Genomic DNA, 15,191 nt, shown 5'->3' on the forward strand with positions numbered 1-15,191 from the left:
TAACCTCACCCCCGATTTTTGAGAACGCATCTGCATCAGCTCGGCACCAGCCATCGCCCCGCGCACTCCGGCCCGCCGGACGGAGCGGGCAACCGACTAGACCTCCATCACGATAGGCAAGACCATCGGGCGTCTGCGAATCTTCTGGTACACGAACTCGGCAAGCGCCTCGCGCACCCTGTTCTTGATAGTCCCCCACTCAGTTATGCCTTGAGCCGAGCAACGGGAGATGACGTCGCGCACCTCGCCCTCCGCTTCCTTGAGGAGTGCTTCAGACTCTTTGACGTATACGAAGCCCCGCGAGACTATGTCGGGCCCTGCCACGACTTCCGCGGTTTGCTTGTCCACCGTCACGACGACCACGAGTATGCCGTCCTGGGCCAGCACCTTACGGTCCCGGAGAACCACGTTCCCGACATCCCCAACGCCCAGTCCATCCACGAGCACCTGCCCGGCGTCCACTTTGCCGCCGAGGCGCGCGCCATCCTTCGTGAACTCGAGTACATCCCCGATGTCCAATATGAAGACGTTCTCCGGCGGAATCCCGACCTGTTCAGCGAGGCGCGCGTGCTTCACGAGATGACGATACTCACCGTGAATGGGCACGAAATACTTGGGACGAGTTAGGTTGATCATGAGCTTGAGCTCTTCCTGGCTCGCATGACCGGATGCGTGTACGCCCGAGAACTTCTCGTAGATGACGTCCGCCCCTTGCCTGAACAGATGGTTTATGGTTCGGCCGATCAGCTTCTCGTTTCCGGGGATCGGGGACGCCGATATGATCACCGTGTCCCCTGGGCGGATCCCCACCTTCTTGTGGGTCGCCATGGCCATGCGCGCTAGGGCTGACATCGGCTCGCCCTGAGTGCCGGTGGTGATGATGGTCAAACCGTCGGCAGGGACCTTGTCTACCTCGTCCACTGGCACGAGCATCCCGGGAGGAATGGAAAGGTATCCAAGGTTCGTAGCTATTTCCACTGTGTTCTCAAGGCTCCGGCCTATGACAGCGACCTTCCTCCCGAATTCCCAAGACGCATCCACTATCTGCTGAACCCTGTGGATGTTCGAAGCGAACGTCGCGACCAGGATCCTTCCCTCAGCCTTGCTGAAGACATCCTCGAACGCTCGGCCCACTTCGCGCTCAGACATTGTGTACCCGGGACGCTCCGCGTTGGTGGAATCGGACAGGAGAACGAGCACCCCGCGCGAGCCGAGCTCCGCGAACTTCCTGAAATCCGGCCCTTCCTCCCCAAACGGCGTCTGGTCGAACTTGAAGTCTGCGGTGTGGACCAAGAGCCCTGCCGGCGTCGTGATGGCGAGCGCGACGACATCGGCGATGCTATGGCTCACCCGGACGAATTCCACTGTGAACGGTCCCAACGAGAGAGTCTCCCCCGCTTTCACGCACTGCGGGGGAAAGGCCGGAGAGACCCCGTGCTCCGCAAGCCGTCCCTCAACGAGCCCCAGCGTCAATCTGGTCCCATATAGCCTGGTGCTCACCTGCTTCAAAATGTACGGCAGCGCGCCGATGTGGTCCTCGTGACCGTGGGTGAGGATGATCCCCCTTATGCGGTCCTGATTTGCCACAAGGTACGAGACATCGGGGATCACCAGGTCAATGCCGAGCATCTCTTCCTCCGGAAAAGCCACTCCCGCATCGACCACGAGGATGTCCCCGTTGTACTCCACGGCCATCATGTTCTTGCCGATCTCGCCTACCCCACCCAGGGGTACGATGGAAAGTCTGTCGTCTTTCGCCACGCGCTTCGCGTCACCATCTTTACAAACCCCGCCGGGGCCCGGCACGGCTGACACGAGGTCCCGAGCGGTGAAGTCATCTGGGTGCAATTGTAACACAACGCCGCGGGCGTCTCAAGGCCGACGCCGCTCGCGTTGTCGCCTGTTCGCCGCGCCCGGGCTCGCCGAAACGAGGTAGGCGGTGCCTTGTCAGCCATCCGGCTGGTTCACGCGACGAGCCCCAAGTCCAAGAGTGCCTGACGGACGATGGCTGCGTCTTTCTCTCCCGCTTCCACGAGAGGCGGCCTCAGCCCCCCGACGCTAAATCCCGTAAGTCGCAGCGCAAGCTTCACAGGGATCGGGTTCGTCGTCACGAACAGGGCTTTAAAAAGAGGAAATAGCTCAGAGTTGATCTGAGAGGCCCTTCCGACCTGGCCTGAGACGTACGCCTCGACCATCTCTTTCAGCCGCTTCCCTACCACATGCGACGCTACGCTGATTATGCCTTCGCCGCCCACCGCGAGGATCGGAAGGGTGAGGCTGTCGTCACCGCTGTATATCTTGAACGAAGGCGGCGTCCGCCGACGGATGTCAGTCACTTGATCTAGGCTTCCACTCGCTTCTTTCACTGCCACGATGTTCTCTACCCTCGCAAGCTTCTCAACCGTCTCAGGTGTCATGTTCATGCCTGTCCGCCCGGGTATGTTGTACAGGATGACCGGGAGGTTTGTGGCAGCGGCGATGGCCTTGAAATGGGCCACAAGCCCGTCCTGGGGAGGCTTGTTGTAGTATGGAACCACAGCCATGACTCCATGGACCCCGACTTCTTCGGCCTTGCGCGTGAGCTCGACGCTGGACCGGGTGTCGTTCCCTCCGGTGCCGGCGATGACCGTCGCGTCCCGGCCGACGGCTTCGGCAACTACCCGGAACAAGTTCACTTTCTCATCTTTCGTGAGCGTCGGCGACTCCCCTGTCGTTCCCGCCACCACGATCCCGTCCGAGCCCGAGTCAACAAGCCTCCTCGCAAGTTCCGCAGCTCTGTCGTAATCTACCTCGAGGTCGGGGGTAAACGGGGTGACCATGGCGGTGAGCACTCGTCCGAAGCACCTCATGCTACCATCCCTCCAGCTGAATTGTCGTTCCCGACGTTCGCGACACACTCCGCGCGTTCCGGCCTCGGAGATCACACCCCGAGCCCGAATTTCGCGTGCAGTCCCCTCATGGCCTTCTGCATGTCTTCCTTCTTCACCAAGCACGATATGCTGGCGTGGGAGTCCGACGTCTGGTAAATGGCTACTTTCGCATCGGTGAGCGCCTCCACGACCCGTGCCATGACGCCCGGCACACCCCTCATGCCAGCCCCCACCACGGATACCTTGGCACAACCTCTCACCATGCCTATGGTAAGCCCGTCGAGGTCGAGCCCCTTGAGAACGGCTACCGCCTTCTCGACCACGTCCTCACTCACGGTAAAGCAGATCAGCTCGGGGAATACGTTGATGAGGTCCACACTTATGCCAGCGTCGGCAAGCGCGCGAAACACGCTCCTCGCTATTCCCGACTCGTTCACGTCCCTCGACGAATCTATGCGGATCTGGGCGACATTGGTGATGTGAGTCACGCCCGTTGCGACCTTGTCAGAGCGTATGACCGCTCCGTCGGGAGATGCTCCGGTGCCCGTCACGAGGGTCCCCGGCTCTTCGGAGAACGTGTTCTTGATGCGTATCGGGATGCCGCCTTCCATGGCTATCTCCACCGCCCGCGGATGGACGACCTTCGCGCCGAGATGCGCCATCTCGACGCACTCTCGATAAGTCATGACTCGCAAGGACCTCGCGTCCGGAACGATCCTCGGATCCGCAGTCATGATCCCCTCCACATCGGTGTATATCTCTATCACCTCGGCCCCCAACGCAACCGCGAGGGCAGCGGCTGTGGTGTCGCTGCCGCCTCTGCCGAGGGTGGTGACGTCGCCCGACCTCGTCATGCCCTGAAAGCCCGCGACCACAACCACTCTCCCGTCTCGCAGCTGCTCGACTACCCGCTCGGGATGTACCTCGAGAATGCTCGTGTTCCCGAAGTTGTCATCTGTTATGATGCCCGCCTGGGCGCCCGTGAGCCCGGTCGCCGGGCACCCCATCGCCCGAAGCGTCTGCGCCATCAAGACGGTGGAGATCACTTCCCCGCACGATAGGACGAGATCCAGCTCGCGCCTGTCAACCTCGTTGTGGGCCTTCCTGACGAGTTCTATGAGCGTATCGGTGGCGTAGGGCTCCCCCATCCTGCCCATCGCCGACACTACCACGACAGGAGAATAGCCGCGCGACTTAGCTTCCAGCACCCTGGTCGCCGCACGGGCCCTCTGGGCGGGCGTCGCAACCGACGTGCCGCCGAACTTCTGCACCAGGATCCTCACGGCTTTCACCTCGCCCGAGTCCTAGAGTCCCGCCTTTCGGTCGACGAGCCATATATCCTGGATGCGGCCGGTGCTCTTGTTCCGCGCCCTACCATCACGCGGACCTCGACTCTAGACGATGCCCCTCCGAATAGCCTCCTCGGCTATCTCCACGGCGTTCAGTGCCGCCCCTTTTCGAAGCTGGTCGCCAACGACCCATAGGTTCAGGCCGTGCTCGATGGAGTTGTCCTCACGCACGCGCCCGACCTGCACCTCGTCCTTGCCCGCCGCCGAGAGCGGCATGGGATACAGCATCTGCTCAGGATCGTCGACCACCCTCACTCCGGGCGCCCGCGAAAGGATCTCGCGGGCCTCCTCCCTGGAGAGTTTCCTCTGGGTCTCAACGTTTATCGACTCAGAATGACACCGTTCCACCGGAACGCGCACGGTCGTCGCGGTCACCGCGATGCCGGGCCCCATTATCTTCTCGGTTTCCCGCACCATCTTCCACTCTTCCTTGGTGTAGCCCATGTCCTGGAACACGTCTATCTGTGGGATCAGATTGAATGCTATCTGGTAGTGCCTCGGCGCGGACGCGAACGGAAGGGCATCAGCGCTCACTGTCCCGCCGCTCAAGTATGCTCTGCTCTCCTCGAAAAGCGCGCTCATCGCCCGCGCTCCCGCACCTGAGACCGCCTGATACGTTGAGACCACGACCCTCCTCACTGTAGCCGCGTCGTGAATCGGCTTCAGGACCACGACCATTATGATCGTCGAGCAGTTCGGGTTGGCTATGATCCCGGAGTGCTTCTCTATGGCATCCGGGTTGACCTCCGGCACCACGAGGGGCACCTCGGGATCCATTCGAAACGCGCTGGAATTGTCTATCACGAGAGCACCGGCCCGCGCTGCCAAGGGCGCGAACTCTCTCGACACCGACGCTCCCGCGGAAAAGAAGGCGATGTCGTGTCCGGCGATTCCCGCCGCGGACAGCGCCCTAACTCGAAGGTTCTCTCCCCGGAAACGCATGGTCTTCCCCTCCGACCTCGGCGACGCAAACAAGGATAGCGTCGCACAGGGGAAGTCCCTGTCTCCGAGCACACGCAGGAACTCCTGGCCGACCGCCCCGGTTGCCCCAACCACCGCCACTTTCAGTCCTCGCACGATTCTCCCCTCTCAACCGATCCCCGGGTGCCGGCTGCGAACCTCGGGTGAGCGCCGCGCGCACGATCTCGCGCGACGCACGTCGTCGCACGCACCTTTCCCCGCGGGCATGTAGTACGAGCGTTATCTTACGTTAGCATATCCCGCGTGCCTCTTCCTGTCAACAAGCAGGGGCTGGATTTGCCTTCCCTCCAGTGCTCCAACTATCGCGTCCAACATGAGGCTCATGTCGCTCACGAGGGAGCTCGGCTTGCTTTCGGGCGCATCCTGTCCGAACGGGATCATGTAGACGTTCTTGGTGTTGAGCAGGGCACCCAGGTTCTTGGCGTTCGCCCCGAGCGCGTCGTTGGTGGATATCCCGAGGACCAGCGGGCGGCCGTTTCGAAGAGTCGACTTCGCCGCCATGAGCACCGGCCCGTCGGTGACGCCAAGCGCCAGCTTGGCCAGGGTATTCCCCGTGCAGGGCGCGATTACCAAGGCGTCGAGGACTTTCCCCGGTCCTAAGGGCTCCACCTCCTGGATCGTGCACAACGGTTCCTTTCCTGTGATCTGCTCGAGTTTGCACGCGATGTCGGCGGCTTTTCCGAACCGAGTGTTCTGGGTCGCGACCTTCTCTGACAGAATGGGGTACACTTCGGCCCCCTCGGCGACCAGTCTCTCGACTTCCGGCAGGACTTCGGGAATCGTGCAGAAGGACCCGGTCAACGCGACGCCAACTCTCTTGCCAGCAAGTCGCATGGATTACACCTCCAGCGCGTGATGCACACCCCACGGGTCAGCGGAGACGGGCGAGCTCCCTGCGGATCATCTGAGGTAAGGCCTCGGCGAGAATGGCGCCGGCGGTTCTCGGCGCTACTTTCCCCGGCAGCCCCAAAGCGTGGACGGTCTTGATTCCGTAGCGCGCCGCCGCTTGAAAATCCGTTCCTCCCGGTTGCGATGCGAGGTCGATAATGAGGGATCCCGTCCTCATCACTTTGAGCACTGCCTCGGTCAGCACTATCGCAGGCACTGTGTTGAAGACTACGTCGGCGTCAGACGCCGCTTCGGCTAGGGACGAGAGATGCACCGTGAGAGCGCCCATCTCCTCAGCCCTCGCGAGCTGCGCGAGGTTTCTCGCAGCTACTGTTGTGCGCGCGCCGAGAGCCAGCAGGACTCTCGTGAGCGTGACGCCGACCCTGCCGAACCCCACCACTACGGCCCGACACGAATGGATCGTCACCGGCAGCTCCTCCATGGCGATCTGGACAGCGCCCTCCGCGGTGGGTATCGAGTTCCTTATGGCGATCTCGTCGTCCTCCGTCACCTCGACGATGGTGACACCGTGCTTGGCCGCGAACTCCTTCAACCTGGGCCTGGCAGCTCCGACGAAAAGCGGGACTCTGGGCGGAATGACTTCGAGCACCTCCTCGGTCAAGGCGATCGTGACATCCTGGTCGAGCGTCTTCACCTTGCCGCCGACATCGAGGCCGCCCATGCCCACGACCACCGCGTCCGCATCGCGGAGAGCCTCGAACACCGAGGTCTCTCTCTTCGCGCCTGTCAGCTCTGGGAGATCGGGGTATCCGACCACTCTGACCTTGGCACCTTCGGAAAGGAACCTCTTTATCACCTCGATTTCGCGCCAGTCGCCGCCGAGCACCGCGATGACAAGCCCGCCAAGGCCCGCTTTCATCCACGCTCCCTCCTCTGACCTGAAGTTGCTACGCGTAATATATGAACCCGCGCGAGCGCCGGTGCCTGTTCCGTCTGCGGAGGGACGGAGGATGATGGGGCGCAACGTGAGTGAGGGTCGGGACCGCAGCAGTGGTCCGGGGTCCCGGGGCATTGAGGCTAGATGGCGGCGAGGCAATCGAACCGTCAGAGTGTCGCCCATGACACGCGAAACCGGCAACCCCTTCCCGTGACAGGGGGCGTCCTCGCGCCCTCGCTAGGAGGAGGATGCCGGCGCTCTACGGCCGACTTCCCTCGCAGTCTACGTGCTGAGTGAAGTCACGACAGATTCACGGCCGCCGACGGCGCTTCCTGGAGTCGTCTCGCGAACGCGAGTGGGAGTGAGGCCTCGCCAGGCACTCAGAGATCGAGAAGGTGCTCGAGGCCGAACACCGCTCGATCGAGGTTCATCACTTTGCGGATAGCCATGATGACGCCCGGCATGAACGACTCCCTCGATATCGAGTCGTGACGTATCGTGAGCACTTGGCCCGGTCCCCCGAATATCACCTCCTGGTGAGCGACCAAACCCGGCAGCCTGACGCTGTGGATGCGCACTCCGCTCACGCTCTCTCCTCGCGCCGGCGACTCCTCGCCTGCAGCCGCAGCCTCCGCGTGGGCCCTGTCCGCCATAGCCATACCTTGGGCCGTCTTCATGGCAGTGCCTGAAGGCGCGTCCACCTTCTTGTCATGGTGCAGCTCGATTATCTCCGCAGCCTGGAAGTACCTCGAGGCGATCTCTGCGAATTTCATCATGAGGACGGCTCCCACGGCGAAGTTGGGGGCGACCACCGCTCCGACACCGTTCCTGCGACACAAGACGTCTACCTCGTCCACGTCTCTTGCACTAAGGCCGGTCGTGCCCACTACGCACCGAACTCCCATGCCCAATGCGCATCTGACGTTCCCCATGACTGCGGTGGGGTGAGTGAAATCCACCATTACGTCCGGACGCAGTCTCTTGAGAGCCGACTCGAGATCCGAAGCCACCTCGAGCAGGGCATCGGTTCGGTCGGGATCGATCGGCACGTTCCCCTCCTTCACGTCCACGCCACCCATGAGATCCATGTCAGGCTGTCTCGACACCGCTGCCACCACGTGTCTTCCCATTCGTCCCGCCGCGCCAGCCACGACCACTTTGATTCCCACGTCTTTCCCCTCCCGCGTTCGTGCTTGTCCACTTCGTGCGCGTGTCACGTGTCTTGTCTTCTCTCCGTGCCCTTCGGACGCCTATCGGACGCCTATGACAACAGCGAAGGGAAAGCCGCCCGGTGCCCGCCACGGTGCTCGTCCCCACGTGGCCCGGCCCGCGACGGCGCTCCCCTGGCGGCCGCCTGTTCTCTCAGACGAGTTGACCGTTCGGCCTCCTCACTTAGTGGATCTCGATATCGGACGCCCCATACCTTTCGAGGACCTTTTTCGCATCGTTGACGGTATCATCGTCGGCCTTCACGACGGCGAGGATCTTGCCCTCCTTGACCTTGTTCTCGTAGTATCTGCCTCGTTCCTCGGGGATACCCAGGTCAACGAGGCCACCCACTATCCCGCCGGTGACCGCCCCTGTAAGACCCGCAGCTATAGGGCCTGCAGCTACGATCGGGCCGATTCCCGGGATGGCCAGCGCACCAAGCCCCGCAAGAATGCCCGCGGCACCGCCTATCGCGCCGCCTGTGAGGGTTCCGCCGGTGAGATCGTTACCCCCGCCGCGCATCGTAAGCCCGCCCTCGCCTCGACCGCCTCCCTTCATGCGGTCCTCTTTTGCTACTATGGATACCTTGTCTTCGCCAAAACCCTTTCGTCTCAGCTCCTCGACCGCCTTCTCGGCCTGGTCTCGGGAATCAAACGTCCCCATTACGCTTGCCATTTGCAGAACCCCCTCCGAAAGACTGGACTTCGGCATTAGTTTGACATAATGGCAAGCCTTGTATTCACCTTGGCCCGTCGCTCCCGCCGCGAGCTGGCTGCGCTGGTCGCATGAGTCGGAAACGCCGTGGCCATCCATCTTCTCCCTGACGCGCAGGTACTGGGCAACTAGCCTGTCCAAGATCTCGCTGATGCGGTGCGTAGCCGTTCCGTCAAGCCTTCCGTCGTCGCGGGCTATTGCCATGTGCAGCTCGGCACGCAGCTCCTCTATGGCCCTCCGGAGCGACTGCAGCTTCTGGTCTATCCTGCCGTCCCTGCCGTCCATCGCGCTCCCTCCGAACAAACGACGATTTCGCCTTCCGCGGGCCGACCGCCGCCGCAACAGGCACCGCCCCAGCTAGCAGCTCTGCTGCCACCTCGCGCACGTCATCTTCGGTGACGTCGTCTATCCTCCTGAACACCTCGTCCGGCGTCTCGAGCGGCTCGCGAAACAGCTCGAGTCGCCCGAGCCTGCCCATACGACTGTTCGTCGTTTCCAGATTCAGCACGAGACCGCTCTTCAGCTGCTCCTTGCCCCTCGCAAGCTCTTCGGCGCTGATTCCGCGCGATGCGACCTCTTCGAGCTCCTCGCGAACGAGGTCCTCAACTGCTCGGACACGGTCTGGGCTTGTGGCCGCATAGAAGATGAAGGACCCCACATCGTCGAAGGACGCCACGTAGGAGTACGTCGAGTACACGAGACCCCGGTCCTCCCTGAGCTTCTGAAACAGCCTCGAGCTCATTCCTCCCCCTATGGAGATGTCGAGCACGTGCAGCGCGTACCTCTTTGGGTGCCTCCTGTTGAACGCCTCCACGCCGAGGCACATGTGTACCTGCTCCGTGTTCTTCGGGCGGAACACGCGCACGCCCGGCGTCCATGATGGCCTCGCCTCGGGGGTCAACGTCGACGACGGCAGACTCATGTGTTTCTCTACAGCCTCGACGATCCTCTCGTGGGTCGCATGCCCGGCCGCTGCGACCACCACGTTCTCGCAAGTGTAGTGGGCGCCCATGTACCTCGCAACTGAGTCCCTCGTGAGATTGCCGAGCGTCTCCTGCGTTCCGAGCACCGGCATGCCCACCGACAGACTCCCCCATGCCGCTCGCGCTATCTCGTCGTGAACCACGTCTTCCGGTGAGTCCTCGTACATCCCGATCTCCTCGGCCACCACGCCCCTCTCCTTCTCCACATCCGCCGGGTCCAAGAGGGGGTGGCACACCAGATCACATAGGATGTCCACTGCAAGATCTACGTGTTCGTCCAGGACTTTCGCATAGAAACAGGTGTGGTCCTTGCCTGTGAAGGCGTTCAGTTGACCGCCGACCCCATCTATCTCTTCAGCGATCCGCCTGGCCGATCGGGTCGTCGTGCCCTTGAAGACCAAGTGCTCGATGAAGTGAGAGACTCCGTTCTCCGCGGGGTCTTCCCATCGCGAGCCAGCATTCACCCAGATGCCGACGGAACACGACCTCACGTGAGTCATCTCTTCGGTGACAACTCTCACGCCGCACGGCAGAACCGTCCGCCTGTATGGAACCCAACCACGCGATTCTGACAGATCTCTCCACCCCTCGTCACAAGGCGACAGACATTGATACATTCGCCTACCCTGATATGATTCCTCTTTCGCCGCAAGAGAATCTCGCCGTGGCATCCAGGCCGCATGCCGCGCCGACGCGCGTCAGGAAGAGGCGTCATTCTAGCGGCGTTCCGAGCTCCTTTCGCAAGCTCTTTGCGCAGAAGACCGCTCCGCCGAGGGTTTGAGGAGCAGCGCCCTCCGTGGCGGGTAAAGCGCTCGCGAGGCTGCCCGCAATGCGGCGGCTGACTCGACCGCCGCAGCGTGACGTTCCAATGGGCTGGGTGCACGATGGCGGCCCTTGCAGTAACAGGCTTCGCTAGAGGAATTTTCATAAAGGATCACAAGCTCCTCAGTAGAACTTGAAGACTACGCGCCGTTTGCGTCCGCGCGTCCCCGAGCACGCACACTCGACACTTGGGCGGGTAGCGCCTTGCGCCTGAGCGCGCCTAAGCGTACGACCGCGTCGGGGCGCGGTCCGACCGACTTTGCGCTCGACCTTGAGCTCGAGGAGGAAGGCCTTGACTTGGAACCGAGAACCGCAGCAGCCGTCCTGACCCTCCTTCTGCTAGTCTTCTCAGCCAGACACGAGACCCCCACCTTGGGTTCAGCCGAGCCGCCTGGAGACGCGGCCGGTGTGTCGGTCTCCGACAAAGCCGTGGTCAAGACCCAGCTGGGTGCCGATGTGTCTTCCCCGACTTCGCCAACAAGCGAAGGACTCGTCGTGGGGAAGGCGGCTGCGCCGGCACCCGGGCTCGAGCCGGTACCCAGGCTTGAGTCGGGGACCAGCACGACCGTCACAGAGCGGGCAAGAGTACGAAAGGGCCCTGGAACGTCTTACCCCACCCTCACCATGGTGAACCCTCCCGCGAAGCTGGTCACCCTCACCCGTCACGGCGACTGGTACCAAGTCCGACTGCAGGACGGCAGGATCGGCTGGATCGCGGGATTCCTGGTCGTAGACCCGACCTCGGGGACTGAGGGTGGCCGGGGAAGTGGTGCGGCTCCCAAGCGGGCGCCCGGTGAGATCGACGACCCCGGGAAGGGAACGCCGGCAGATCGCTGGGTATTGGGATACTACACCGAAGACTACCCGGGTGACCCAACGTCTCACGGGTCCCTTGCGAGGGGCCAGCAAGTGCTCGATTCGATGGCAGCGTTTCTGCACCCTGTGGACGCCAGCGGCCGCGTGTCCGGAAAGGCGAGCCGGCGCGCTATGGAGACCTCGCGCTCCACCGGGATCCGTGCCCTTGCTCTAGTGCACAACCTGACAGCCTCGGGCTTCGACGCAAAGAGGGCCCACGCCCTTTTGCAGACCGCGAACTCCCGGGCGCAAGCCGCAGCCGACATCCTCGACATCCTGGAGGAAGGCGGGTATGATGGCGTAAACATCGATCTCGAGAACGTATATGCGCAAGACCGCAGCAAGCTCACGGCGTTCATGACCGAGCTCGCGGAGAAGTTGAGGCCCCGCGGGTACCTGGTGACCATGTCCGTGCCGGCCAAGACGGCGGATCACGCCGGGGCTGGATGGGTCGGGGCGTTCGACTACTATGCTCTCGGGAGAGTGTGCGACCGAGTGATGCTCATGACCTACGACGAGCATTCCAAGACGAGCGGCCCGGGGCCCATCGCGTCGTACAACTGGGTCGAGAAGGTAGTGAGGTACGCCACGACTCAGATGCCGCGCGCCAAGATCCTGCTGGGAATCCCAGCGTACGGCTACGACTGGAACCTCGACACCGGGCGCGTCGTGGCTCTTCCCTATACACAGGTGATGAACCGCGCGAAGAATCTGGGAATCGACCCTTCGTGGGATCCTGAGGCGCGGTCGCCTCATTTCAAGTACGTGGACTCGCGAGGAGAGCGCCACGAGATATGGTTTGAGTCCTCAGAGAGCATAAAACCCAAGCTCGATCTCATCGATAAGTACGGTCTTGGAGGCGTGGCCATATGGAAGCTGGGGTACGAGGATGACGCCTACTGGAAAGCCATTCGTGAGAAGCTGAGGTGACACAGCGGAGCACCGCGCAGTGCAGCGCGGCACGCTCGTCACCTCTTTCCGAGTAGCTCGGAAATGGTCGCAAACTGGTAGCCGTTCTTTCGCGCCGTCTCGACAAGTTCGGGAAGGGCTTTGTTCGAGACATCCGTCGGATGCATCAGGACTATGGCCCCAGGAGTCATCTTGCGCACAACCCTTTCGACGACTTTCCTCGGGTCGCTGGTGTTCCAGTCTATCGTGTCCACGGTCCACATGATGGTGGTGTACCCGAGAGATGCGGCAGCCGCCGTCACCGTCTGATTGCATTCGCCGTACGGCGGGGCGAAGAGCTTGCTGGGCTTCACCCCGAGCCTTTCCAGTAGCTCCTCGTTCCGCAGGATGAGGTCGCGGATGTCCGACTCGGGCATCCGGGCCACGTGAGCGTGCCTCGCCCCGTGATTCGCGATTTCGTGCCCCTCGCCTGCGAGGAGTTTGACGGATTCCGGACGCTTCTGTGCCCACTCACCATCCAGGAAGAACGTAGCTTTCACATTGAGAGCCCGGAGCGTTTCGAGCATTGCGGGAAGGTGCTCCTCGCCCCACGCGACGTTCACCGCGAGCGCCATGACCTTCTGGTCGGTCTCAGCCTTGTACACAGGGTTGAAGAGCCTCCTTGTAATGGTGGGCATCACGGTGATCGTCGCGAGCTCAACGGCCTCGCCCGGCTTCGCTTTCATCACTCGGGTCACAGTGAGGTCCACGTCCACATCGGTCCCCGGCTCCTCGGCTATGACCTCCCCTGTCTCCTTGAAATACATGGCGTCCTTGGGGGAGATCCGCTCGCGCTCAGCCATGGCCTCGACGATGCGTCGCACCTCGTGAGCCAGGAGACCAGATACTCTCCGTCCCCCGAGAGTCACGCCGGGCCTGACCCCGTAGAACACTCGTCTCACCTCGTCCAGGGACGACACGAAGACCGCCGTGAAAACCATCACGAGAAGAGCGAAAGCCGCGAGCAGCATCGTCTCCTTGCTTATCACGATGGCGGTCAAACGCGCTTCGCGCTTGGGCACCAACCTGTCCTTTTCTTTACGCATCCGTCGGAGCCCTCCTCTCTTGCTGCCCTGCCCCTCCCTGTGGCTCTATCGGGCGCTGCTCTCCTGTGTGAGGGTGTATGTAGTACCGTCCCTCCAACAGCAGGCTTGACAGTGGAACGATGGAATAGCCCTGCTTTGCGAGTTCGGCCGCGATAGCGGGCAAAGCCTCCACCGTGTGAGCTCCTGTGACGTGGAACCTCACGATGGCCCCCTTGTGGATCTTGCCGACGACCCTGGCCTGGATATCCGCCGCAGGCGCGCCTCGCCAGTCAAGCGAGTCAATGCTCCATACGACGGTCTCGTATCCGAGGTCTCTGGCGGACTCGATGACCTTGTTGCTGTACTCACCGTACGGAGGACGGAAGATCATGGGCGCCCTGCCCGTCGCCTCCTCGATGGCCTTGTGGGCCTTCTCTAGCTCCCGTCTGAGCTCGGACGCGAGGAGTGAGTTCGGATGCACCACGGAATACGTGTAGTTCCCGAGGTCGTGGCCCTCGGAGACGATCTGGCGGGCGGTGAGAGGGTGGTCCGCGACCCACTTCCCTGACAGGAAGAATGTTGCCTTCACACCGTGTTCCTTGAGGACACCGAGGATCTCAGTGGTCCGATCCTTGCCGAAACCGCCTTCGAAAGTAAAGGCGACCTTGTTGTCCGCGGTCGCGACGAAGTACACAGGCACAAGCCTTCCTGAAACCGTGGCGATGACCGCTCTCGCCGCGCCGACGAGGGCGAGCTCCGCAGCGTGCACGAGGGCGATCAGCACGATGGCCGCGACGGCCAGACGCCGCCAGTTCCGCCCTATCACGACGAGCATGGGCCGCACTCCCTATGGACCGTGTTCCGCTTATACGTATGCGCGGCCGCCTCCTGGAATGCCTCAGACTGCGGAGCTCCTCGCCCGCGGGGCCCACGCGGGAACCCTCACCGGTCGAGTCGAACCGCGAGGCGACGGCGGAGACGGACCTGCGGCCGTCTCCGCGCTGCCTGGCCTGCCCCTGCCAGCGGCGAACCGGTGCATCCACGGCCTGCAGTTTACCTCGCGAAGTAGTGTCTTCCTATGACCGTCGTGACATTACGGGAGTAGATCCAGTAGGACGTGGTTCTCGCGGGATTGTAGAAGTAGAGGGCACCGTGGGTGGGATCCCACCCGGAGAGCGCGTCCTGCGCCGCGCGATAGGATTCCGGGTCCGGCGGCAGGCTTATCTGCCCGTCCATCACCGATGTGAAGGCCCAGGGTTCGTAGACCACCCCGGCTATCGTGTTGGGAAAGAGCGGACTCTTCACCCTGTTCATGACGACCGCGCCCACGGCGACCTTCCCTAGGTACGGCTCCCCTCTCGCCTCGCCAGCGATTACGTGAGCAAGAAGCTGGTAATCGGATGACGCAGCGCCCGCGACATCGCCCGACGGAACGAGAAGCTGCGCCGACGAGACGAATAGCACGGCCAGGATACAAACGAGCAAGAGTCTGGTCTTGCCGTGTCTCATGGCGTTACCTCCTTACCTGGTACTTTGTCGTGGCGCGCAGAGGCGCGCCGGGCGGGACCGGGCTTGCCAGCCCCGTCCATACGAACTTGTGAGCGTATAATAGCATACGGGCGCGGGAGGGGACAACCGGAAGATCGTGT

Annotated in this window: 12 protein-coding genes and 1 pseudogene; 1 reads left to right on the forward strand and 12 read right to left on the reverse strand. The window is 62.4% G+C overall.

The genetic code is table 11. The features are described from left to right. Positions 1-96: 96 nt before the first annotated feature. From NUW12_05125 to NUW12_05165, 9 genes are all read right to left on the reverse strand, one after another. Complete coding sequence (locus tag NUW12_05125) at positions 97-1,761, reverse strand: ribonuclease J (protein MCR4402154.1); 1,665 nt, start codon at positions 1,759-1,761, stop codon at positions 97-99. A 203-nt stretch (positions 1,762-1,964) separates the two neighbouring features. Then, complete coding sequence (gene dapA, locus NUW12_05130) at positions 1,965-2,849, reverse strand: 4-hydroxy-tetrahydrodipicolinate synthase (GenBank protein ID MCR4402155.1); 885 nt, start codon at positions 2,847-2,849, stop codon at positions 1,965-1,967. Between the two features lie 71 nt (positions 2,850-2,920). After that, complete coding sequence (gene dapG, locus NUW12_05135) at positions 2,921-4,153, reverse strand: aspartate kinase (protein ID MCR4402156.1); 1,233 nt, start codon at positions 4,151-4,153, stop codon at positions 2,921-2,923. Positions 4,154-4,264: 111 nt separating this feature from the next. Continuing rightward, on the reverse strand, positions 4,265-5,296 hold the full coding sequence (locus NUW12_05140; protein MCR4402157.1) for an aspartate-semialdehyde dehydrogenase: 1,032 nt from the start codon (positions 5,294-5,296) through the stop codon (positions 4,265-4,267). A gap of 123 nt (positions 5,297-5,419) precedes the next feature. Next, positions 5,420-6,034, reverse strand: coding sequence for a dipicolinate synthase subunit B (locus tag NUW12_05145; GenBank protein MCR4402158.1), 615 nt, complete (start codon positions 6,032-6,034; stop codon positions 5,420-5,422). Between the two features lie 37 nt (positions 6,035-6,071). Next, positions 6,072-6,968, reverse strand: a complete 897-nt coding sequence (gene dpsA, locus NUW12_05150; GenBank protein ID MCR4402159.1) for a dipicolinate synthase subunit DpsA — start codon at positions 6,966-6,968, stop codon at positions 6,072-6,074. A 398-nt stretch (positions 6,969-7,366) separates the two neighbouring features. Beyond that, positions 7,367-8,155: a 4-hydroxy-tetrahydrodipicolinate reductase gene (gene dapB, locus NUW12_05155; protein ID MCR4402160.1), complete on the reverse strand. Its 789-nt coding sequence runs from the start codon at positions 8,153-8,155 to the stop codon at positions 7,367-7,369. Positions 8,156-8,378: 223 nt separating this feature from the next. Further along, a complete protein-coding gene (locus tag NUW12_05160; GenBank protein ID MCR4402161.1) occupies positions 8,379-8,870 on the reverse strand; it encodes a general stress protein in 492 nt (163 codons plus the stop codon). A 211-nt stretch (positions 8,871-9,081) separates the two neighbouring features. Next, complete coding sequence (locus NUW12_05165) at positions 9,082-10,509, reverse strand: insulinase family protein (protein ID MCR4402162.1); 1,428 nt, start codon at positions 10,507-10,509, stop codon at positions 9,082-9,084. Positions 10,510-11,011: 502 nt separating this feature from the next. Here NUW12_05165 and NUW12_05170 point away from each other — a divergent pair. After that, positions 11,012-12,499: a glycosyl hydrolase family 18 protein gene (locus tag NUW12_05170; protein ID MCR4402163.1), complete on the forward strand. Its 1,488-nt coding sequence runs from the start codon at positions 11,012-11,014 to the stop codon at positions 12,497-12,499. Between the two features lie 38 nt (positions 12,500-12,537). Here NUW12_05170 and NUW12_05175 read toward each other — a convergent pair whose 3' ends face one another. From NUW12_05175 to NUW12_05185, 3 genes and pseudogenes are all read right to left on the reverse strand, one after another. Beyond that, a complete protein-coding gene (locus NUW12_05175) occupies positions 12,538-13,563 on the reverse strand; it encodes a polysaccharide deacetylase family protein (protein ID MCR4402164.1) in 1,026 nt (341 codons plus the stop codon). Beyond that, positions 13,556-14,377: a polysaccharide deacetylase family protein gene (locus NUW12_05180; protein ID MCR4402165.1), complete on the reverse strand. Its 822-nt coding sequence runs from the start codon at positions 14,375-14,377 to the stop codon at positions 13,556-13,558. Before NUW12_05180 ends, NUW12_05175 begins: the two co-directional genes overlap by 8 nt. 218 nt (positions 14,378-14,595) lie before the next feature. After that, positions 14,596-14,931, reverse strand: a pseudogene (locus NUW12_05185) (cell wall hydrolase). Between the last annotated feature and the right edge of the window lie 260 nt (positions 14,932-15,191).

The sequence above is a fragment of the Bacillota bacterium genome (assembly GCA_024653485.1).
In the GTDB taxonomy this organism is placed as follows: domain Bacteria; phylum Bacillota; class SHA-98; order UBA4971; family UBA4971; genus UBA6256.

Coding starts and splice junctions, on each gene's coding strand:
- NUW12_05175 (MCR4402164.1), bottom strand. CDS start 13,563: ATGCGTAAAGAAAAGGACAGGTTGGTGCCCAAGCGCGAAGCGCGTTTG.
- NUW12_05165 (MCR4402162.1), bottom strand. CDS start 10,509: ATGTATCAATGTCTGTCGCCTTGTGACGAGGGGTGGAGAGATCTGTCA.
- dpsA (MCR4402159.1), bottom strand. CDS start 6,968: ATGAAAGCGGGCCTTGGCGGGCTTGTCATCGCGGTGCTCGGCGGCGAC.
- NUW12_05145 (MCR4402158.1), bottom strand. CDS start 6,034: ATGCGACTTGCTGGCAAGAGAGTTGGCGTCGCGTTGACCGGGTCCTTC.
- NUW12_05160 (MCR4402161.1), bottom strand. CDS start 8,870: ATGGCAAGCGTAATGGGGACGTTTGATTCCCGAGACCAGGCCGAGAAG.
- NUW12_05180 (MCR4402165.1), bottom strand. CDS start 14,377: ATGCTCGTCGTGATAGGGCGGAACTGGCGGCGTCTGGCCGTCGCGGCC.
- dapA (MCR4402155.1), bottom strand. CDS start 2,849: ATGAGGTGCTTCGGACGAGTGCTCACCGCCATGGTCACCCCGTTTACC.